Source organism: Rivularia sp. UHCC 0363 (assembly GCF_034931125.1).
GTDB lineage: Bacteria > Cyanobacteriota > Cyanobacteriia > Cyanobacteriales > Nostocaceae > Rivularia.
This window is the reverse complement of sequence record NZ_JAYGHM010000052.1, coordinates 1-22,405: the sequence shown is the minus strand read 5'-3', so window position 1 is coordinate 22,405 and position 22,405 is coordinate 1. Positions and strand designations below refer to the sequence as shown.

Sequence of the window (22,405 nt, the reverse complement as noted above, 5' to 3'; positions counted from 1 at the left end):
AATATTTATTTATATTATTCATTTATCTGGTTTTGTGCTGAAAATTCACTCATTAAGTAGTCGTGCAAAATTAACAAATATCATTTTTCCAATATAAAATCGGCTATAGATTTATCTTTCTCTACTTCTGTAACTTCGGGAACGCTTAATAAAACCGATCGCTGAATGAATTTATTATTGTTATTATCTTGAATTCGTCTTTCCACACGATCGGGAATACCGTAACCGTAAACAATATGTCCTTGTCCTGCTAGTACAACTACTTGATAATTCGGGTTAGCGTTGATAAATTTAGCAATACCATCTGCCATTGTTTCATCCCACAATACCTGTGCTAGGAAAAAACGATTTGCACTACTGCTGTTTCCATGTCCCGCAGTTTGATGTTGTTGAAAAGCCTTTAGTACCATTTGACGGTACGCTATATTATCTAAACGAATTTCGGTAATCGGTGGAATCGATTGTTTCTCGGCATTAGTTAATGTTTCTATACCTTCTCGCGAAACTTTACGGGTAATTTCGCTAGCTGTGTTTAAAGCTAAAACTGGAATTTGTTTCTGTTTTGCAAATCGTAAAATAGGAGCATAAAGTTGCCAATCAAAACCCCAACGGGTTGTATATTCGGTTTTTGTGACTAATTCGGTTTCAGTAATTTTGCCTGCAATGTACTGGTTTACAACTTTCTGAAAGGGACGTTGAAACATTTCCATCGCGATCGCAATTCTTGAATTATTCTTATATAACTCTTGAATAATTTTTAATTGATTTTCGTGGTCTTGGGAACTATCATGGGTTTCCCCAAGATATATGACGTTGGCTTTTTTAAGTTCTGGTAAAATTTTGTCTAAGTTATAAGCACATCGACTGTTAGAAAATTTCTCTGAGCATGGTATTTTCGTCGGTTCGGCAGCACAACTTGGTAAAGTATAAACAATAAATATTCCTAGGGATAGGATAAATAATTTGCTGAAGTAAAGCAGAGGACGCTGCATATTTTTAATGGAGTTGATAACAGTTGCTTAGAATTTTTAGTAATAGTTACTAAGTGTAATATTCTGACAGAAGATTTAGATAATTAACTATTGAATCATAAAAAATGCTTCAAATCCAACATATGGCTCTGTTAAAATTCAAACCAGAAATAACTGCCGAGAAAATAGAGGAATTATTTAATCAACTAGCGGAATTAAAAGAATTAATCCCAGGTATAACCTATTTCTCTGGTGGTTATGATTCTAGTAATGAAGGATTAAATAAAGAATTTACTCACGGGTTTTTGACGACTTTCGACAGTATAGAAGCACGAGATACTTATTTACCTCATCCAGAACACGAACGAGTTAAAGCAGAACTTTTACCCTACATTAACGATATCATCGTGTTTGATTTTGCAGCTTAGTAAACCGTTTCATCTTCTTTACGCCAAGCTGGGTCTACAATGCAAATAAATACTAATGGTTCGTTTCCACAACTGCGAATAAACTGCTTTGCATTGGGAGGAATATAAACGGCATCACCGGGTTCGACAACTTGAGTTTCATCGTCAATGTGCATTTCTCCTTTACCAGTAAGAATGTAATAAACTTCAGAAGTTTTTAAAGAATGGGGTTGAGAAGTTTTTCCTACTGGTAGTGTCGCATGAGCAAAGCTATAGCGCAATTCCAAAGATTGTTTATCGGGGTGAAGCAATTCTCGTAAAATAGTATTGTCACCCGCGATAAACTCCGGACAATCTAATAATTTTTGAACAAACATTATTTAATAACCAATTATCAATAATTAAATCCTAATACAGCATCGGATTTGTTTTAGGTTGATAATCCATGCATTGTATTGCCTCTTCGGTATTAGCAATAGAAGGGTTGACGGTACATTTTAGACGGTAATCGTCAGTAAAATATTGACAACCAGAACACGGAATTTGATGCATTTGTTTGGCGATCGCAACGCTATCTCGTGCTGTTGTCCACATACTCCAGCCGACCAAAATAACTAATCCCCAAGCGCTGACGAAGCAAATAGGCACTAAAAACGGCTGAATCGCATTAACTATGTAATAAATTATTTGAAACACGATTTTGAGGTCAAAGGTTAAAGGTTAGAGGTCAAAGGTGAGTATAATTCGTAATTCGTAATTAATGCCCCATAAATTAAATTTAGGGGCTTCGGTAGAGTCATTACCACGGATAAATCCGTCTTGCTCAGACCTTAAAATTTTACTCGGTGATAAAAAATACCAATGCCCTATACCCTACTCTCTAATAATTAATTAAACACCCGAATGACCGAGTGCTATACCCGCGACTAACATTCCTAAGACTAGAAAAGGTTGGGCGCTAGCTTGATATTTTACATCGTTTTCTAAGGGGTCGCGCAGGAAATACATATCTTGCAATGTAATTTGGGGAATTACTAATAGAAGTAGTATGGCAGCGTACAAATTTTGGTGTAGATAAATTAGATATGCGGCGATCGCTACTTGGAATATATCAATCATTCCGGCGCAAATCCAAGCTGCTTTTTTTACACCAAAAACTACGGGTAAGGATTTTAATCCAAATTGCTTGTCTCCTTCTACGCTCTTGAAGTCGTTAATAATAGCGATTCCCAAGCCAGCCAAACTATATACAACGGTAAATACTATTACTTGAGCGTTGAGTTCGCCGAATAATGCATGACCAGTACACCAAGGAAAAGCAATGTAGCTGGCACCGAGAGCATAACCGCCCAACCATCCGTTTTGCTTGAGTTTAAGCGGTGGTGCGGAATAAATATAGGCAATTATTATGCCTAATACCGCAGTTACTGAAATAGTAGGGAACTGATTTCCTGCCCATTTATCCAAGGCGATCGCCAACCCTAAACCCGCAATCATTAATACCCAGATTTGCGTAATTACCTGGGGTAAAGGAATTGCACCGGAAGGAATCGGACGATAGGGTTCGTTGACGGCATCAATTTCGCGATCGTAATACTCGTTTAAAGTTTGGGTATAACCTGCCAAAATTGGGCCTGCAAGCAACATACAAGCCGCTGACTTCAGAACATTTTCCAGAGTCCAGGTGTAGTTACCCGAAGAAGCAGCACCGCAGACAACCCCCCAAATCAAGGGAATCCAGGTAATCGGCTTCATTAACTGCAAGCGAATTTTCCAGATCGAAGTTTCACCAGAAGCTGCACCCTTCATTCCTAGCAACTGTCTGGTTTTAGCGCTGCGATCGGCATTTGATTGTGATTTTGATTCAGACATTTTTAAATAGTAGGGAGTAGGGAGTAGGGAGTAGGGAATAGGGAGAGAGGGGTGACTGGTTCCCAGTCTCTGGCTGGGAACCCTTATACAGGAGGCTCTGCCTCCAGTTAAAGAGGAAAGGCAGAGCCTCTTGAAAGGCATTCCCAGGTGGAACCTGGGAACGAGAAACGAGAAAACGAGAAAATGCCCCATCATGCCCTATTCGCATTATTCTAAAACGAAATTATCAAGTACTGGTTTTGAAATTTCGCACCCGTGACGGGTTTACCACTGAGGGCAGGAGGTAGTAAGATATTTCTTCTTTGGTCTCCTGCTTCTATAGTGACTTCTGGCCCATACTGTGTGAGTTTGACTTGTTTTTTGTCAAATCCGGGTAAGAATAATCGCACTTGACGAGCGTTTATATCAATTTCGATGGGTTTGGGGGCAGTTTGTGCAAGTGAGGTAAAGTCAGGTAAAGCATCAATTAATGGTTGCCAGTTACCTTCTTTAATATCTGGGATATTAGTAACCTGTAGGGGTGCAAAGTCTTGGGAAAAGTTTGAATTACCATCGGGAGAAATTACAATGACTCCACCAATAGTTAAACCAACTTGTTGAGCGCTTCCCCATAAATAACGACTTGCGATCGCTTCGATGGGGTCGGCAGTTGTCACCAAGAAAGCACTAAACTGTTTGGGATTAGCAAGAACTTGTTTACCTTTATCCAAGATGCTATTGGCTTGGTTGGTAGGCTGAGTAAAATTATCCGCCGTGGGATTAACATTCAGAAAGGTAGAAATTAACGGTTGAATAAAAGGTGATTCGGAAATTGTCCTACCCAAATCCGAGTTGAGGAACAACTGTCGGAACCGACGCACGTACCAACTGATAGATTCGGGCATTCCCAACATCCGTAGAGTGTTAATATCGCCCGTACCGTTGTAAACAATAACGTCATATTTACCGCTTTCAAAATATTCGCGGATAGCATTAAGTGCCAGAGCGCCATCCATCCCAGGTAAGATTGATAATTCTTGCCCGTATACGTCTTTAAGAATAGGAGCTTTAAGATATTGCGCTTCAAGTTTCTTAACTTCTTCCCAATTGCGTTCCAACAATACCGAAGATTGAAACTGTACCGCTTGTAAATTAGCACCAATTTCTTGAGGATCGGGAGTCAACTCCGCACCTAAAATAACAGGTAAAACGGGTTGAGCATCAGTTGCCAAAAGTACCCGCTTTCCTTGAGTTGCCAGGGATTTAGCAGTTGCGATCGCAATTTTAGTTCTCGCTACAGTGCTTTCACCCAAAAAGGTCAATATCTGGGACATTATTTTTAAATTCCAATTTCCGCTCTTACAATCAACTTCAAGTTAACAGCAGATTTATATAAGACGCTTCCCTCTATTGCACTACTTTTAGTTCATCTTCAAAAAACCAAGTTGCAGAATTGTCATCAAACTTAACCACACAGCCAACACCCATACCATCAGTTATTTTAAAACCTTTAATAGTACCGACCAGACCTAACTTACCAGCAGTATTTCTAGACGATAAGCGATCGCGTAGACGAACTACCTTAACTTTTTGTCCTACTTCCATGCCGAATTATAAATGCAATAAACCAAGACTCAGTTTAGCTGAATAAGGTACGGATGGGGAAGATAGGGAGACAAGGGGATGGGGGGATGGGGAGACAAGGGGATGGGGGGAAGTTAGAAGTTCAGATTTGCCAATTCCCAATTACCAATTATCAATTCCCAATTCCCAATTCTCAATATAAAATCCATTGATATCCAATTCGTTGTATGATGGTTTGAAAATTTTGCTTCTAGTCATGAGGGGTAGTGGCTTTTATAACCTGTAACAGAAAAAATATTTCCTGTAGACTGTTGTTTGTAGAGAAGAATGATGGAGGTTTTCAGCGGTTGTTAATTAAGTTTGACTGCTGATTGCTAACTATTTTTCAGTGTCTAGATAGTGAGTGAGGAATCGGAAATCTATGCGAACAGCGCAGTTGCTAGACAGGATTTCAGGTAGGTTGAGGCGTATTCTACCAATTAGCGATCGCTTGTGGACGAAGTTCGATTTGTTAAGAACTTTGGTCAGACGAGATCTGGATGCGCGGTATAAAGGTTCGGTTTTGGGCAATCTGTGGTCTATAGTTAACCCGCTATCGCAATTACTGATTTACACTTACGTATTTTCCATAGTATTAAAAGTAAAGCTGAGTCTTAAGGGCTTACCCGCGAATGAAAATTTATCCTTTGGGTTGTGGCTATTTGCAGGATTGCTTCCGTGGATTGCTTTTAGCACTGGTTTAGTTATGGCTGCTGGTTCGGTAATTAGTCAGCCAAATTTAGTCAAGAAAGTGGTATTCCCCTTAAGTTTACTGCCTTTGGTGCCGATTTTCTCAGCCTTTATCGAAAGCTCCTTTGGCTTGATTCTGCTGATTTTTTTTGTAGCAGTCTCTTCCGGGACTTTACATACAACATTGGCGTTATTACCTTTAGTTTGGATACCGCAGCTATTACTTACGGCAGGTTTCGGTTACTTAGCTGCGGGATTAACCGTATTTTTACGGGATATTCCGCAATCGTTAAATGTTATTCTGAATATTTGGTTTTATGCAACGCCCATAGTTTACCCAATTGCGGCAATTCCCGAAAGTTGGCGAGCCTGGATTTTGTGGTTGAATCCATTGGCTGCGATCGCAGAAGTTTACCGCGATTTTGTTTTAACAGGGGAGATGAAGCATTGGGGTGAGTTGGGAGTAGCTTATACTGCATCAGGAATTGTATTTGCGATCGGATTTTTGGTATATAAAAAATTACGTCCGGGATTCGCTGATGTTCTTTAGTATACTTTTATGTTCATGTGAAATTACAGGGAGGTAAAGCATGGCTAAGAGGGCGTTGATTACTGGTATAACTGGTCAAGATGGTTCTTATTTAAGTGAGTTGTTATTAGAAAAGGGTTATGAAGTTCACGGTATTATTCGCCGTACTTCTACTTTTAACACTGATCGCATTGACCATATTTATACTGACCCTCATAGTGACGATGCCAGGTTATTCCTCCATTATGGCGATTTAACAGATGGTACTACTTTACGTCGCATTTTAGAAAACGTAAAACCAGATGAGATTTATAACTTAGGCGCTCAGTCTCATGTACGTGTCAGCTTTGACTCTCCTGAATATACCGCAGATGCTGTAGGAATGGGTGCATTGCGGTTGTTAGAAGCATTACGAGATTATCAAAAACGTACCGGGCTTGATGTACGTTTTTACCAGGCAGGTTCTTCTGAAATGTTTGGTAAAGTGCGAGAAGTTCCCCAAGTGGAGGATACACCGTTTTATCCCCGCAGTCCCTACGCTTGCGCGAAAGTATTCGCTCATTGGCAGACGGTGAACTATCGCGAGTCTTACAATTTATTTGCCTGTAACGGAATTTTATTTAATCACGAATCACCTCGTCGTGGAGAAACTTTTGTGACTCGTAAAATTACCCGTGCTGTGGCTCGGATAGTAGCAGGGGAACAGAAAAAGATTTATATGGGTAATCTAGACGCAAAACGAGATTGGGGCTATGCGAAGGATTACGTAGAAGCAATGTGGTTAATTTTGCAGCAACAACAAGCAGATGATTATGTAGTTGCTACAGGTGAAACCCATTCAGTAAAAGAATTTTTGGATATTGCTTTTAAATATGTCAACCTTAATTGGGAAGATTATGTAGCCTTTGATGAGCGGTATTTACGTCCAGCAGAAGTTGATTTATTAGTTGGTGATGCAGATAAAGCGGAACAAAAGCTTGGTTGGAAGCGGACTGTTAGCTTTGAAGAGTTGGTTAAATTAATGGTGGAAGCAGATTTACAGGCTTTAGGTTTGGTTTCTCATGGTAACAGTAAATTAGCAGTGAAAGATAATGCCACTATTCGTAGTACGCTAAAAACTTTGATAGCTTAATTATAGTTTGGTTGATTGATATTAAGTAGAGAATCCGAGTTGTAATAGTAAATATGTAGTGTTATGAGTGAGGAAATTGCAATTTCCCTAAAGAATATTTCCAAATGTTACAAGCGGTATGCTCGTCCGGTGGATCGGCTCAAAGAAATTTTACTACCGGGAAAGAGTCACGCTCAAGAATTTTGGGCATTAAAAGATGTTGATTTAGAAGTTTCCAAAGGTGAAACTTTAGGAATTATCGGTCAAAATGGTTCGGGAAAAAGTACATTATTACAAATTATTGCCGGAACATTGACACCGACAACGGGAGATGTATTTGTTAATGGTCGAATTTCCGCTTTATTAGAATTAGGGAGTGGTTTTAATCCGGAATTTACGGGAAGACAGAATGTATTTTTCAATGGGAGAATATTGGGTTTAAGTCAAGAAGAAATCGCGGCTAAATTTGAGGATATTGCTGCTTTTGCTGAAATAGGTGAATTTATCGATCGGCCAGTAAAGACTTATTCTAGTGGGATGTTTGTGAGGTTAGCTTTTGCTGTTGCAGTAAATGTTAATCCTGAAATTCTTATTGTTGATGAAGCATTATCAGTAGGAGATATTTACTTTCAGCAAAAATGCTTTGAACGCATCAGAGAATTTAGAGATCGAGGAATCACCCTTTTGTTTGTTTCTCATGATTCTGGCGCTATACATAAGCTTTGTCAGAAAGCATTATTAATGGAATCAGGCAAGTTAATTTTGGAGTCTAAACCAAAGACTGTAATTGATTTATATGAAGCTAAACTTTTGAAAAAAAGAGATTTAAAATCTGAAGAATTAGAAATTAAAGTATTGCCTGATTATGATTCTGAAGCAAAAAAATATCAAAATTATTCGTTAGACGAAGATTTAAAGATAGAAGAAGTATCAATAAATTCAAATGATGTCAATATAAAATATATTAAATTATTAGATGAAGATAATAGAGAGGCTAACGTTGTAGTTAGCGAAAAAATATTAACGTTATCAATGGGGATATTATTTTTAACGCCTTTTGAAGACCCACATATCGGGTTTAAAATTAGAGATAGAACAGGAGAAGTCATCTTTGAAACTAATACTTATTGCATGAAAGCAAATCTTGGTAACGTCGAAAAAGATGAATTTTTAGAATTAAGTTTTAAGTTTGAAGTGCCTATATCTGTTGGCGAATATACTATTTCAGTTGGTGTTGCTGATATTGGATATGGAGAAGGTAGTTTTAGAAGAACTTTGGTCTATAGTCATAACGTAGCTCAATTTAAAGTTTTGATAAATAAAGAGTCTATTCTTTGGGCTGGGATTGTTAATCTTAAACCCACTTTTTCCAAACAAAAAGCTTCAAAAGATAATTATATTAAGAATTAAGGTTACTAGTATGAGTTTAATTGATTCTATAAACCAAAATACTTTGTCAAGACTCAAAGATTCAGGTATTTGGAGCAAAATAAGTATTAATGTAAACGAGCAAAAAAAACTACAAACAAATCAATTAAGACCCGTCCTATTAATTTGTGAAACAATTAATGTTTGTAATTCTGTTTGTATATTTTGTCCTTATTCTCAACAATCCAGAGCAAAAGGAACTATGTCACTTGAGTTATTTGAAAAAATTATTCAAGAATATAGAGAAATTGGAGGTGGAATTATTTCTCTTACCCCTATGGTTGGAGATGTTCTACTCGACAAAAAACTAATTGAAAGGTTAGAAATCCTACATCGATATAGAGATGAGATTAAACCAAGTTTAACAACAAACTTGTTTGCACTAAACAAGTTTTCAGATGCTGAAATCATTCAAATTTTGAATTGTTTTGAGAGACTACATATTTCATGCTATGGAATCTCTTCAGAAGAAAATAAAGAGATTACGAAAACACTTCATTATGAAAATTTTATTAGTAATATGAAGCGTTTGGTTAAAATTTGGGAAAGTACAGAAAAAGAATGTGATATTAGGGTTGGATTTAGGCTACTGTACAATCACGATAAAAGCTTACTAAATAAATTTTTACTGGAAAATTTTGGTTACATTTTTCCGTATGGTTTTACAAGTACGTATGCTAATTGGGGTAATTCAATGTCTGGGAACTTACCTGGACAAGCAGTGTGGATGCCAGAAGTTGAAAATCAGGAAACCTGCGTTTTACTTTTAGTAGCAATGCAAGTTTACTGGGATGGGAGAGTCTCAGCTTGCGCTTGTTGCGATTATGACTCAAGTGAAGAATTATTTATAGGTAATATTAACAATGAAAAAATATCTGATATATATAACGGTTATTTAAGTAAAAAAATATGGTCACAGCACGAAAATAATTGCTTACCTAATATTTGTAAAAAATGTACATTCCATCAACCATTAAGGGTTGTAAATAAAAATCATACCTTAGTTTGCAACCCATATGATTATATTGGGGGTTAAATTTTTGAATTTTTTAAATTAAAACTGAATTAGTTATCTCTATGCATGAATTAATAATTGAAACATATAAGTTGGCAAAATACGACTTTAGACAGACTGCAAATCCGAAAGATCCTTTGGCGCATCTATTTGATGAATGGATTGATTACTACAAGTTAAAGTGGTCAATTGCTCATGTTTTAAAACCTGCTACTATTTTAGAAATAGGAGTTCATTTTGGCTATTCTGCCGTAGCCTTTCTTGAGGGATATCCATCAGCTAAATATGTAGGGATTGATTTAGATGCCAATCCATTTAATGACGTTAAAGGAGCAATCAATTGGGCAAAAAAAATTACTCAACCATTTAATTCTGAGTTTATAGTTGCAAATACACAAACTATGGAAAATTTCCCTGGTGATGTGTATGATTTAATTCATGTGGACGGACAACAAGAAGGAGACAGTTCGTTTCATGATTTAGAACTTGCTTTTAAGCAGGCAAAATATGTATTAGTCGATGGATATTTTTGGACTCGCCAAAACTTTTTGGCAGTTAGCGATTTCTTATTTAAGAATTCTTATTTATTGGATTGGTATAGTGTAATACCAGGTTACGCAGGCGAACTAATTATAAAAATATCTGATGACTATTTAAAATTAGGTAATCAAGAGACTGAGAAGAAAATCAAAAAACCTCGTTCTAGTTTAGAAATTCGTCAAACATACACAAACGAATATTTGACGCAAGATTGTGGAGGTTTTGAAGCTTATAAAATAAACAAAGGCAAAGTTTTACAAGATCCAAGGTTAATGGCTGTAGCTAGTATTTCCAGTTGTAAAAACTCTGGTAGCTTGCTTGATTTAGGTTGTGGTAGAGGAGAGCTTAGTTACCATTTTGCTAATCAAGGTTTTTCTGTCACCTCTATTGATTATTCTCAAAATGCAATTGAGTTAGCGCAAAAATGTTTTGATGGAGATGAACATTTAAAGGAAAACGTAGAATTTATTTGTGATGATATTTGTAGTGTAGAACTTTCAGGTAAATACGATCTAGCAATTGCATCTGATGTTATTGAACATTTAAGTTTTGCAGAAGTAGACACACTCTACAAAAAAGTTTCTGAATATCTTAATAACGATGGTTTATTTGTTCTACATACTTTTCCAAATTATTGGTATTATAAGTATCATTATTCACGCCAAAGAAAAATAGCAGCTTCTGTTGGAGCTTATTTATCTCCCGAACCTCGTTCAAGATATGAATTGCTCATGCATATTAATGAACAGTCTCCACGAGTTTTAAAAAAGCAATTAAGTGAACATTTTGAGCATATATGTGTATGGTTTGGAGACCCTCAAAATCCAGGGGGGAGTTTAGTGAAACATTTTTCTAAAGCAGAAATACGTGCATCTCCTAGTCTATTTGCAGTTGCATCTCATCAACCAATAAATTATGAGCAAATAAAAAACAATTTGCAAATGAAAGAATTACCACCTATACCCAGTAAACAACTTCATTTAAGCATTACAGAACATCCAAAGATAGTAGATGTTAATAGTGAATTTATGATTCACTTACAAATGGAAAACTATAGTAATTTTATAATAAATAGCTATGCCTCTTATCCAGTATATATTGCATATCATTGGATGAACCAATATGCTAATGAGTATATTGTTTTTGATGGAGAAAGAACGAGGATTGTACCTAATTTAAACAGAACTGAATATACATTATCATTACCTGAAAAACGAAGAAAATATAAAGCTAGAATTAAGGCACTTCCAAAACAAGGCGATTATGTTTTAAGAGTTACCTTAGTTCAAGAAGCTGTGCAATGGTTTGATACACAACCAACTAATTTATATCAAGATATCTATGTCAAAATTAAATGAAGATTATAGATATTAATAAAGGGTTATTGAGGTTAAATTAAAATTATGATTGAATCAAATGAACCTGAAATAAATGTTGATGAATTGATGCAGAAAATCCGAGAAGAGGTTGCGAAGCATAAAGAAAATCATCAGATAAATGTTATAGATAAAGGCCTTGTGAAACCCCTACCTAAACATAATGTTGGCATTATTGAAGCATTATTAAAAAATGCCGAAATACGGGCTTTTAGCCGTGCAAAAATGCCGGATAAATATTATCAAATTCCTTTTTTTTCTAAGTTAGAAAAGCTAATTCTGAAAATATTTAACTTGCTATTTAAAGACCAGCGTCAGGTAAACTTTAACTTGATCCAGGCTTTACAGGAATCTGTAAGTTTAAACAGAAATTTGCTGCAACGCTGTGATGAGCTAAATACCCGTATAAATGATTTAGAAGGTAATTTAGGAGTAGTTGATTCCTATACCGAACTATTAGATGAAAATCTTAATTTCACTAAAGATTTCCAACAGAAAATACACAAAGTAAACGCTTCCACACAAAGATTAGAAGAAAAAATAGAGCAAGTAAATGCTTTTACACAAGGATTGGAAGAGAAAATAGACAGAGTAAACGCTTCTACACAAGGCTTGGAAGAAAAAATAAACAAAGTAAACGCTTCTAAACAAGAATTAGAAGAAAAAATACATACAATCAGCGCTTATACAAAAGGATTAGAACAACAATATCTGAAAAATAATAACTACCTTAAAGCTGATTTAGTTCAGCAAAAGCGTTTGATAACTTTATTTCTAGAAGAAGCAAGGCAACGCTTACCAGAGCCTTTTAATGAAGAACAATTGCAAACTTTTGTTAATGAGCAAAAACACGCATTAGATGACTTTTACTTCGCTTTTGAAGAGCAATTTAGAGGTAGTCGTGATGAAATAAAAAATCGTTTAGCAACTTATATTCCCTTCGTGGAAAAAGCTGTTTTAGATGCAGAAAATGCAGCGATGCTTGATATTGGTTGCGGTCGTGGTGAATGGATAGAGCTAGTTTCTAATAAAGGCTTCAAATCATACGGTGTTGATATAAGCCACGCTATGGTAGCGGAATGTCAAAACCTCGGTCTGAATGCAGTTGCTGGAGATGCTTTGCAACATTTGCGTTCTTTACCAGACAACTCTTTGGCTGTTGTTTCAGCATTTCATATTATTGAGCATTTACCGTTGGAAAAATTGATATTTTTAATCGATGAATCTCTCCGTGTACTGCATCCGGGTGGAATTTTGATTTTAGAAACACCTAACCCAGAAAATCTAATAGTGGGAGCCTGCAACTTTTATTTTGACCCAACCCATCGCAATCCAATACCTCCGGCAACTACCAAGTTTATGTTAGAAAATCGGGGATTTAGTGAAGTTGAAGTTCACCGTCTAGATAGAAGTAACCAAGACCATAATCTTGATAATTCTTTTTTAAATACTCTTCTTCTCAGATACGAAGATTACGCTGTCATCGGATGGAAACTATAACCTAGATGTAGTCATGAGAATACTAATTTGTAACGAAAGATTTTTATTCCGCTTTGGTTTAGACCGTGTTTTAATCACGATCGCAAAAGGGATGAAAGAGCGCGGTCATGAAGTATACATGATGGGCAATCGCTGCGATGAAAAAATTATCAAGCAAATAGTCGAAGATTTTATTGCCGTTCCAAATGCTCCTGACGATTATGCGAATTCAGACAAATTTGTTGCTCAATGGGTTAGAACTCAATGGAATAGTTTATTTTCTCCTTCATTACAACCGGATATAGTTATTACCGGAGGATGGCCTTTTTTTGAGGCAATTGAATTTTTTAGGCAGGTTTGCAAGCAAGTCATATTTATAGATGCAGGAGCAGTACCATTAGATGGTTTTTCGGGACATGATTTATTTATTCAACAAAAACTGAGAAATTTACGTCGTCAATATTTGCATCAAGCAACAACTATTTTACCAATTAGTGAGTTTATTGCTACCTCACAAAGCATTCCCGATCGCGGAACTAGTCAAGGAGTACAAACAATTCTTTTAGCCGCTAACCATATGGAACTTTCTATTTGGAAAGCGCAAATGGTTGGTCAGAAAAAAAGTGACGGTAAAAGTCTATCTATATTAAATAATCTCGAAAAAGCAGGTAAGCATTGTATCCTCAATCTTGGACGTTGGGAACCAAACTGTTATAAAAATTCCCCAGGTTGTTTTGACGTTATGCGTCAATTGCTTCGGTTCCATCCCCAGACTGTACTGTTGGTTCTAGCTGATGTCCAAAACATAGACATTCCAGCCGACTTGAAAGAATGCGTTATACCTCTTGGCTTTCCTGACGACGCAGAATTACAAGAGATTATGAAACGCATTACGTTAGGGATTTCTGTATCACTCTGGGAAGGTTTTAACTTGCCATTAGCGGAAATGCAATGGCTACAAAAACCAGCTTTAGTATTTAATCTTGCTGCTCATCCTGAAGTTGTAGTGCATCCTTGGTTTCTCTGTAACGATACAGCAGAGATGGTTAGTAAAGCTAATAATGTCTTATCTGGTAGTATTCCCGCACAAGCGAGTAGTATAGAAAACTATAATAAATTCCGAACAAATTTTCGTTGGGAAGTTGCATTACAAAAATATTATGATTATTTAGAAAATGCTCAAGAAGCGAATCAATATTCAAGTTACCAGAGTGACTTCACTAATAATCCCCTGCTAGTTGTTGATGTGACAAACAGTAGTCGCGATCCGGCTAATTCCGGTGTGATTAGAGTTACTCGACAACTCTGCCGAACCCTACAAAAATATTACGATCCAGTATTTGTGGTTTGGGATTTCACACAAGAGCGTTATGTGTTGCCTTCTATAGAAGGTTATGCACAATTAGGGCAGTTTAACGGACCTTCTATTCCCCTTGTCGCAGAAGATATTCTCAAACGATTGGGAACGATTTCTCTAGATGAATTTCTGAAGGTTGAACCTAGTATTCAAGGAAGAAATGTACTGTTGTTACTGGCAGAAACAATTTTAGATACAAGAAGTGCTAAAGCTGTTGCTTATGCTAAGCAAAACCAGTGGAAAACTGCTGCTATTTTCTATGACTTAATTCCAGTCATACATCCACAGTTTTGTAGTAATGCTGTCAGTTCAATGTTTCCTCCATACTTGGAAATGTTATCTGGAATTGATATCATTATCCCTATTTCTGAATTTTCTGCACAATGCCTTTTAGATTGGCACAAAGATAAAAACTTACAGCCGACTGAAGTTAAAACTGCACTATTGCCAGGACAATTTGGTAAGGATGAGCGCAATGTTAAAAAGCCTAACTTAGAATCAAGTACCGTGCAGATGCTTTGTGTTTCTACTTTAGAGCCACGTAAAAATCATTTAACGCTTTTAAAAGCTTGCGACATTTTAGCCAAAGAACATCCTGAAATCGACTGGCAATTAACACTTGTAGGAAATCGCTACGAAGGTGCAAAAGAAATATACAAAGCTGTGGAGCAAGCAGCAGCTAAAGATTTTCGTATTCGTTGGCTGGGGATTGTAGATGATGCTACCTTGAATCGGCTGTATGAGGAAGCTACATTTACAATTTATAGTTCCCTAGTTGAAGGCTTTGGAATGCCAATATTAGAAAGTATTTGGTATGGAAGAGTCTGCCTATGTCATTCACAAGGTGTAATGGCTGAATTGGCATCTGATGGTGGTTGTATGGTAGTTGATATGACAGACGCAAGTGCAATTGCTGAAGCTATCTACACCTTATCTACCGATAAAGCTCTTTTAGCTCAACTATCTCAAGCTGCCTGTAACCGCCAACTCAAGACATGGGATGAATATGGCTTAGAAGTACTTGTTAATTTAGGTTTACAGCAAATAGCCCGTCAAAATCAAAGTCCTGACTCTAATATGAAATTTGATGTACTCAATTGGGAAGATTTACTGTATCCCCACTGCTTATTAAATCGTTGGCAGATGCATGACTCCGAGCGCATGGCATTAACAGGAATATTGGCACGACATCAACCTAAATGTAGTGTGGAAGTTGGTACTTACTATGGTGGCAGTTTGTCATTAATATCTCAGTACTCAAACATGGTATTTTCTATTGATATCGATTCAGAAGTACCGTTACGACTGCCACCTATGGAAAATGTGAGTTTTTTGACAGGAAAATCACAAACCATTCTGCCACTACTGTTTCAAGCTCTTGATGAAGCAAATATAGCAATTGATTTTTTACTCATAGACGGCGATCATTCTGCTGATGGTGTTCGTCGAGATGTTGAGATTGTTTTAGGTTATGTACCCAAACAACCGATGTTTGTAATGATTCATGATTCTTTTAACCCAGGATGTCGGCACGGGATAATGAGTGCAAACTGGCAAAATTCTCCTCATGTTGCTTGGGTAGAAGTAGATTTTGTGCCTGGACGTGTAATCGAAGGTGAGGACAATGCTGCAAAAGGAGAAATGTGGGGAGGACTTGCACTAGCATTATTGTTACCAACTTCTCGTGATGGCGAGCTAATTATTAATGCTTCAGCTAGTAGTTTTTACGATTTAGCTGTTAATTCCAGAGGATAACTAATATAGTTAGTGACTACAGTATTCATGAAGAAAAAAATACTTATTTGTTGTAATTTTTATCCTCCTTTTTTCATTGGAGGTGCAGAGATTATTGCCCACCAACAAGCTCGTCAATTACAAAAAGCGGGATATGACGTAGCTGTGTTCTGCGCTAAACACGATGATGGCGATCGCCGTTATTCAATTCTAAAAGAAGTCTTCGATGAACTGCGAGTCTTTCGAGTCATTCAACACGCACAAGACTACGAAGTAGGAGGAAATTTTTACAAGCCTGCACTTGACAAGCTATTTATTCAGGTAGTTAAGGAAGTTAAACCAGATGTCGTTCACTTTCATAATATTACTGGCTTATCACTAGGTATTATTGAAAAAGCGCACCGATTGCAAATTAAAACTGTACTTACATTACACGATCACTGGGGGTTTTGTTTTAAGAACACTCTTTTAAAAGTATACGACCAAGTGTGTAATGACTTTTCAAAGTGTAGAGAATGCTTAGCAGATGTAGTCGATAATCAAGGAAGACTATTAAATATTCGTCTACGAAAAGACTATATTGCTTTGCAATTTAATAAAGTCGATTATTTTGTTTCGCCAAGTCGTTATCTAGCATCAGCTTATACAAAAGTAGGTCTTCCAGCCGAAAAGATTCACGTTATATCTAATGGTATCAATGTCAAGCGCTTTTCCCAAATCAAAAAAGTATCTCATAAAAATGCAATACGCTTTACTTTTATAGGAAACATCGGTTTCCATAAAGGCATTCATGTTTTAATTGCGGCTCTAAAGCTGCTACTAGAACGTGCTTATCTAGGGAATTTATGCATTATTAATATTGTCGGTACTGGTGATATGACAGGTGATTTAACCAAATTTGTTATGGAAAATCATCTTGATTCTACGGTCAAAATTTGGGGGAAAGTTGAACATCCTCAAATCGAGTCAGTTTACGAAAATACTGACGTATTAATCACACCATCGATATGGCCCGAAAACGAACCAGTGACTATTTTGGAAGCAATGGCTGCGGGGATACCGATTATTGCATCTGCTTTAGGTGGTAATTTAGACCTTATAAAAGATGGAGTAAACGGTTTTTTATTCGATGTTGGTAATGCTCAGATGCTTGCAGACAAAATGGTTGAGATGACCGTTGATCGCAACCGCATCAAATCTATGGGGCAACAAGCATATAAGATAGTAGCTGATAATACTTTATCTAATTATGTAAGCCACATAGCCAACATTTATCAGAAGGAATCAAATTCAAATAATTTATCAGAGAGAATTGTACTGTGTAGTGGAGAACATTTGTCACCACAATGTATCCGTGCGATTAATAGCTTTGATGATGATACTAATAAAAATCAAGGTTACAGATTTATCATGAGCGACTGGCTTGCTCCTGAAGATTGGGAAGCAGTCGATATTTTATGGATTGTGGATGAAAAAGGCAGAGAACAAGACATACTTAATGCGATGAGGCAAGGACGACCAATATTGGTACCTGAACAGAATCAAAAATTGGTAGAACTGTGTCGAAATGGTCAATGTGGACTGTTCTATGCAGATGAGGTAGAAGCTGAGGTATGCCTTAAATATTTGATAAATAAGCCATCACTTTTAGCTACACTCGGTCAGAATGCAAAAAAATTCTCTAGCAAATATAAAAATAAATTTTCAACTACTATTTGGAGTAAGTTGAAAAGCGTACATAAAAGATTACATTTAGTCTCTTATTAAGCATACATTTCTAAACTTATATCGTTAACAAGAGGTATTAACTTGTTAAACACAGAAAATATCAAAAAACCTGAAACTGATTTAATCATAATTTTAATTCCTGTCTTTAATGATTGGGATTCTTTAGACATTTTATCAAAAAGCATAGATAAAGTATTTAATCATGAACGGCTTAAATGTGAAATTTTAGTTGTAGATGATGCATCAACCATAGCTGCTCATCATGATTTTATGTCTGAAACGTTGAATAATATAAAGAAAGTTAACTGCCTTAAATTAAAACGAAATGTAGGGCATCAAAGAGCAATTACTATTGGTTTAGCTTACATTGAAGCTAATATTTGTTGCCAAGCAGTTGTTGTAATGGATGGAGATGGAGAGGATGATCCAAAAGATATTCTCAAACTTATTTATAAATGTAAGGAAGAAAAATATGAAAAAATAATATTTGCTAGACGTACTCAACGCTCAGAATCCATGCTGTTCAGATTTTTTTATCAAATGTACAAATATACATTTAAACTACTTACCGATCAATACATAGACATGGGGAACTTTAGTATTATTCCTTTTCTAACTTTATCAAGAGTTGTCATTGTATCAGAAATATGGAATCATTATGCTGCTGGCATTTTAAAAGCCCGTATTCCATTTACAAGTATTCCATGTAAACGTAGCTATCGGATTGTAGGAAAATCAAAGATGAATTTTGTATCTCTAGTAATGCATGGTCTTAGTGCAATTTCTATATACGGCGATATTATAGGTACTAAAGCCCTAATTTTATCAATAATCTTGATGTTGTTTAGTGTTTTGATCATTGCTGTAGTTTACATAGTAAGAGTAGCCGTTCCTGGCTGGGCACCATATATTGCAGGTCTTTCTTTTATTATTTTTTTACAACTGGCAACTATATCTTTTTCTTTCATATTTTTAACTTTAAATGGAAAGAATAACTTTGTTTTCTTGCCAAAGCGTGACTTTCATTATTTCGTATTAGATGTAAAAGAAATTTATGCTATAAGTTAAGAAAAATAATTAATATTGTGTTTGGCATTTAAGAATTTTATAACATGGCTAACTATACATACATTGGTTCTGAACTTGAGTTATTCCGTCATGCCCGTAATTGGAAAGCCTACTGGAGCAGCTTAGTTCGACCTTTCTTGGGAAATGAAGTACTGGAAGTAGGTGCAGGTATTGGCTCAAACACTGAAATAATTTGTCAGAGGAAATATAAGCGCTGGCTTTGTTTGGAACCTGATTCAGTATTTGCAAGTACTCTAAAAATATCTATTGAAAATAAATTAATTCCTCAATATTGTGAAGTAAAAGTAGGTAATTTATTCGATTTAAGTTGCGAAGATAAGTTTGATTCAATTGTGTATATTGACGTGATTGAACATATTGAAAACGATAATTTAGAAGCTAAAATTGCAGTTAAACATCTAAATAAAAATGGATATCTAATTATTTTGTCCCCGGCTCATCAGTGGCTTTTTAGTGAGTTTGATAAATCTATTGGTCATTATCGCCGTTACAACAAGAAAACATTAAGTTCAATAATTCCTCATAATTTAAAGTGTATTAACTTAAGGTATATTGACAGCATTGGACTAGCTGCATCTTTAAGTAATAAATTTATTTTAAATCGTAAAAGACCAGCTAAAAACCAAATATTGCTTTGGGATAGAGCCATGATTCCTCTTTCTCAAAAGATTGACCCATTGATTAATTACTCTCTGGGAAAATCGATACTAGGAATTTGGCAAAAAATATAGTTCAAAAAACAAAACTATGCGCTTAATAGTAAAAAATATAACGTCAAAATATATATATTTCTTGTTAATTTTATTTTGCTTTTCTCTTGCTTTTAGTCTTTTAGTTATCCAAGACTTTTCAGGCTCACTTGCTGGTATGGGAGATACAGAATATTGGGAATATACTGGGTTTTATTTTGCAAAAAATTTTGATTTTACACCTTTACCGCAGTTAAATATAATTAATAATCAGGCTTTTTATCCCTATGGTGTAAACTCTGTATTCCAGCCTTGGTCTCTTGAAAAAGATATATTATACGCTATATTTTATAGTCTATTTGGTTTTGGTCCTTGGTTACAAATATATTATATTTTAACTATAATTATTACATTTGTTGGCACTTTTAGATTACTTTTAAATGATTATGGGTTCTCTAAAGCTACTGGTGTTGGATTACTAGTTTCTTTCTGTAACTTTTATGCAATCTATAAATATCCAGGACATTTATCTTATTCAATAATTCATTGGACTACGTTGAGTATTATAGTTGATTTTTTAATAGTAAAAAAATATACTTTACAAGCAAAATTCTCTTTAAAAATGATTCTTATTAGAATTTGCTTATTAATATTATGTTTAGGTCAAGAGTTAGGATATATTGCAGGTTTTGCACTTACTTCATTTACGGTTTCCTTCCTATATGTTGTTTTAATCGGACTGCGTAGGTACTTTAAAACAGCATTTAAATCAATAAATATATTTAATATTATTACAAATGATTGTTTCATTTGTAGAAAAGTATATTTATTAATCCCACTAATATTTTGTTTACTTTTAGGTTGTATATACTTACCTTTAATTATCCAAATTAGTAGAGAAGCAAAAAGTTTTGATTTTACTGGCATAAATTCAGGTGCTTGGTGGGTAAGCCCTTTACGCTTATTTATTCCTTATATTCCCATATTAAATCCGGAAATATTAACTTTAAATAATATTTTAAAAGATATGCCTGAAGAATTTTTTGATGGAAGACCTGGATTATTTATAGTAATTATTGGTTTTTTAGGAGTATGGCTGGCACGTAAGCAAATTGCCATATTTGTACCGCTAATAATTATCTTTTTGGCTTGTCTCTTTTATCATCCGTCAAACTTACCTATTCTAAAATTATTTCCTTGGTTCACTTTTAATAGACTTGCTACTCGTTCTACAGTTATTTATCCTACAATACTTAGTATTTTTGCTTTATATTTTGACTTGAATTGGCTACGAAATCCTCGTAAGCAGATAATTACTGGAGTGTTAATAGTATTAGCATGTACTGAAATTTTTACAGTTTATTCCTACAAACTTAACTATAAGCCTTATATATTAGATGAAGGCTTCTTCAGCTATATGAATTACGTAAAAAAACAACCCGGAGAAGCTGTTTTAGACTGGCCTTTTTGTATTACAGGAGGAAATGGAGTTGGTGCTGATAGAGGTCTATGTCCTTACTACTGGAAAAATGGCTCTATTTTTGCTTTAAGAAGGTTCCATGAAAAAAAAATTATGGGTCAATACTTTGGTCGTCTACATCCTTCTCAACTTAACTCTTATTTAAAGGCTGGCTGGAATTCCTTATTATTTCCTAATTCTTACGATATTACTAAAGCAACTCAATTAAGTAGATGTTTTCGACCTGATGAATGGTCTTTTTTCACTGAGTTTTTTAAGTATAATGATTTCGCTGGTATTAACCTTTATACTGATTTAGTACCTGACAACTGTGTTCAAGAATTTTATAAACGCTTTGGTCAACCTGTAGTTAAAACAGTAATTCTTGGACCTGGTAAGGTTGAATTTATTGCTAAATCTTCTGAACTAAGAAGTCAAGTAAATTTAGGTTTGGGTTCTCGTATTAAGTTTAAACCTTTACTTGATTTTGCTGAAGCTAACTTAATTACATCAAGCTCATCAAGTAGCTTTTTATCAATAACTGGACTTAGTGTAACTGAAGGAACTACTTCCAATAAATGGCGTTGGGCTTTAGGAAGTGATAGCAGTATTTCTTTTAGACTGCCTGAGTCTCAATTATTAAAGCTATCTTTTGCATTTAATAATCCAATCGAAGCTCAAAATATAATTGTTGAATTTAATGGAGAAACAAAAGCAATTTTTAAAGATTTGAAAAAAGACGCTATTGTCAACCACGATATAAAGATAAAAGCTATCAAAGGAATTAATCATATAGTTTTTAAGTATAAAGACTGGAATACAAATAAAGTAACCTTTGCTCATAATGATTCCAGACCTATGTCTATTCGTTTTAACAAACTAGTTATAGAAAAAACTAGTAATTAGTTTTTGTAAAATTAAGATTATATAATCTATGAATATATCAGAATTTAGTTTACTTCTAATGTCCGTTTTTGCCAGCGTCGCAGGACAGTTTTTTCTAAAAGCAGGTGCATTGAAGTTAGGTAAAGTTGATGTAAGCAATGCTGTTAGTCATATTTTGCGGATGATTACCACAACTGAAGTTGTAATCGGATTAGTTTGCTATGGTTTGGGAGCTATCGCTTACATTCTGCTTTTAACTAGAGTTAACTTGAGCGTTGCTGGTCCTTCTGTATCCTTAGTTTACGTTTTCTCTGTTTTGTTAGGCTACTTTATTTTTAGAGAAACTATTCCTATAACTCGTCTTGTGGGCTTAAGTTTTATTACTGCTGGGGTGATATTAGTGGTATGGCAAAAATAGAAATTAATTATTAAATTTATCTAGTC

The 22,405-nt window shown here is 35.4% G+C and carries 19 protein-coding genes; 13 read left to right on the top strand and 6 right to left on the bottom strand.

Annotation, left to right across the window (positions count from 1 at the left end; genetic code table 11):
* Positions 1-80: 80 nt before the first annotated feature.
* Positions 81-992: a ChaN family lipoprotein gene (locus VB797_RS24700; protein WP_323240400.1), complete on the bottom strand. Its 912-nt coding sequence runs from the start codon at positions 990-992 to the stop codon at positions 81-83.
* Positions 993-1,096: 104 nt separating this feature from the next.
* Here VB797_RS24700 and VB797_RS24695 point away from each other — a divergent pair, with 104 nt between their 5' ends.
* Positions 1,097-1,399, top strand: coding sequence for a Dabb family protein (locus tag VB797_RS24695; RefSeq protein ID WP_323240399.1), 303 nt, complete (start codon positions 1,097-1,099; stop codon positions 1,397-1,399).
* Here the strand turns inward: VB797_RS24695 and VB797_RS24690 are convergent.
* The 5 genes from VB797_RS24690 to VB797_RS24670 all read right to left on the bottom strand — a co-directional run bounded on the left by VB797_RS24690 (position 1,396) and on the right by VB797_RS24670 (position 4,834).
* The gene (locus VB797_RS24690) at positions 1,396-1,755 is read right to left on the bottom strand and encodes a cupin domain-containing protein (protein WP_323240398.1); all 360 of its coding nucleotides are present in this window, start codon (positions 1,753-1,755) and stop codon (positions 1,396-1,398) included. The genes VB797_RS24695 and VB797_RS24690 overlap by 4 nt on opposite strands.
* A gap of 31 nt (positions 1,756-1,786) precedes the next feature.
* Positions 1,787-2,065 carry a hypothetical protein gene (locus tag VB797_RS24685; protein ID WP_416350931.1) on the bottom strand — a complete coding sequence of 93 codons (279 nt, stop codon included), beginning with the start codon at positions 2,063-2,065 and terminating at the stop codon, positions 1,787-1,789.
* 204 nt (positions 2,066-2,269) lie between these two features.
* On the bottom strand, positions 2,270-3,250 hold the full coding sequence (gene chlG / locus VB797_RS24680; protein WP_323240396.1) for a chlorophyll synthase ChlG: 981 nt from the start codon (positions 3,248-3,250) through the stop codon (positions 2,270-2,272).
* Positions 3,251-3,462: 212 nt separating this feature from the next.
* Positions 3,463-4,563 (bottom strand): ArsA family ATPase, encoded by a 1,101-nt coding sequence (locus VB797_RS24675; protein ID WP_323240395.1) that lies wholly within the window; start codon positions 4,561-4,563, stop codon positions 3,463-3,465.
* Between the two features lie 73 nt (positions 4,564-4,636).
* Positions 4,637-4,834, bottom strand: coding sequence for a DUF2862 domain-containing protein (locus VB797_RS24670; protein ID WP_323240394.1), 198 nt, complete (start codon positions 4,832-4,834; stop codon positions 4,637-4,639).
* 400 nt (positions 4,835-5,234) lie between these two features.
* On the opposite strand from VB797_RS24670, the gene VB797_RS24665 reads away from it, so the two are divergent.
* From VB797_RS24665 to VB797_RS24610, 12 genes are all read left to right on the top strand, one after another.
* Positions 5,235-6,092: an ABC transporter permease gene (locus VB797_RS24665; RefSeq protein WP_323240393.1), complete on the top strand. Its 858-nt coding sequence runs from the start codon at positions 5,235-5,237 to the stop codon at positions 6,090-6,092.
* A gap of 40 nt (positions 6,093-6,132) precedes the next feature.
* Positions 6,133-7,203, top strand: a complete 1,071-nt coding sequence (gene gmd / locus VB797_RS24660) for a GDP-mannose 4,6-dehydratase (protein WP_323240392.1) — start codon at positions 6,133-6,135, stop codon at positions 7,201-7,203.
* A gap of 63 nt (positions 7,204-7,266) precedes the next feature.
* Positions 7,267-8,592, top strand: a complete 1,326-nt coding sequence (locus VB797_RS24655; protein ID WP_323240391.1) for an ABC transporter ATP-binding protein — start codon at positions 7,267-7,269, stop codon at positions 8,590-8,592.
* 10 nt (positions 8,593-8,602) lie between these two features.
* On the top strand, positions 8,603-9,646 hold the full coding sequence (locus VB797_RS24650; RefSeq protein ID WP_323240389.1) for a radical SAM/SPASM domain-containing protein: 1,044 nt from the start codon (positions 8,603-8,605) through the stop codon (positions 9,644-9,646).
* A gap of 41 nt (positions 9,647-9,687) precedes the next feature.
* A complete protein-coding gene (locus VB797_RS24645; protein ID WP_323240388.1) occupies positions 9,688-11,523 on the top strand; it encodes a methyltransferase domain-containing protein in 1,836 nt (611 codons plus the stop codon).
* A gap of 45 nt (positions 11,524-11,568) precedes the next feature.
* Positions 11,569-13,041, top strand: coding sequence for a class I SAM-dependent methyltransferase (locus tag VB797_RS24640; RefSeq protein WP_323240387.1), 1,473 nt, complete (start codon positions 11,569-11,571; stop codon positions 13,039-13,041).
* A gap of 13 nt (positions 13,042-13,054) precedes the next feature.
* The gene (locus tag VB797_RS24635; protein WP_323240386.1) at positions 13,055-16,132 is read left to right on the top strand and encodes a glycosyltransferase; all 3,078 of its coding nucleotides are present in this window, start codon (positions 13,055-13,057) and stop codon (positions 16,130-16,132) included.
* A gap of 12 nt (positions 16,133-16,144) precedes the next feature.
* Positions 16,145-17,878, top strand: a complete 1,734-nt coding sequence (locus tag VB797_RS24630; RefSeq protein ID WP_323240385.1) for a glycosyltransferase family 4 protein — start codon at positions 16,145-16,147, stop codon at positions 17,876-17,878.
* Between the two features lie 42 nt (positions 17,879-17,920).
* On the top strand, positions 17,921-18,907 hold the full coding sequence (locus VB797_RS24625; protein ID WP_323240384.1) for a glycosyltransferase: 987 nt from the start codon (positions 17,921-17,923) through the stop codon (positions 18,905-18,907).
* A gap of 44 nt (positions 18,908-18,951) precedes the next feature.
* Positions 18,952-19,659 carry a class I SAM-dependent methyltransferase gene (locus VB797_RS24620; RefSeq protein ID WP_323240383.1) on the top strand — a complete coding sequence of 236 codons (708 nt, stop codon included), beginning with the start codon at positions 18,952-18,954 and terminating at the stop codon, positions 19,657-19,659.
* Between the two features lie 16 nt (positions 19,660-19,675).
* A complete protein-coding gene (locus tag VB797_RS24615; RefSeq protein WP_323240382.1) occupies positions 19,676-21,982 on the top strand; it encodes a hypothetical protein in 2,307 nt (768 codons plus the stop codon).
* Between the two features lie 28 nt (positions 21,983-22,010).
* Positions 22,011-22,379 (top strand): EamA family transporter, encoded by a 369-nt coding sequence (locus VB797_RS24610; RefSeq protein ID WP_323240381.1) that lies wholly within the window; start codon positions 22,011-22,013, stop codon positions 22,377-22,379.
* Positions 22,380-22,405 lie beyond the last annotated feature (26 nt).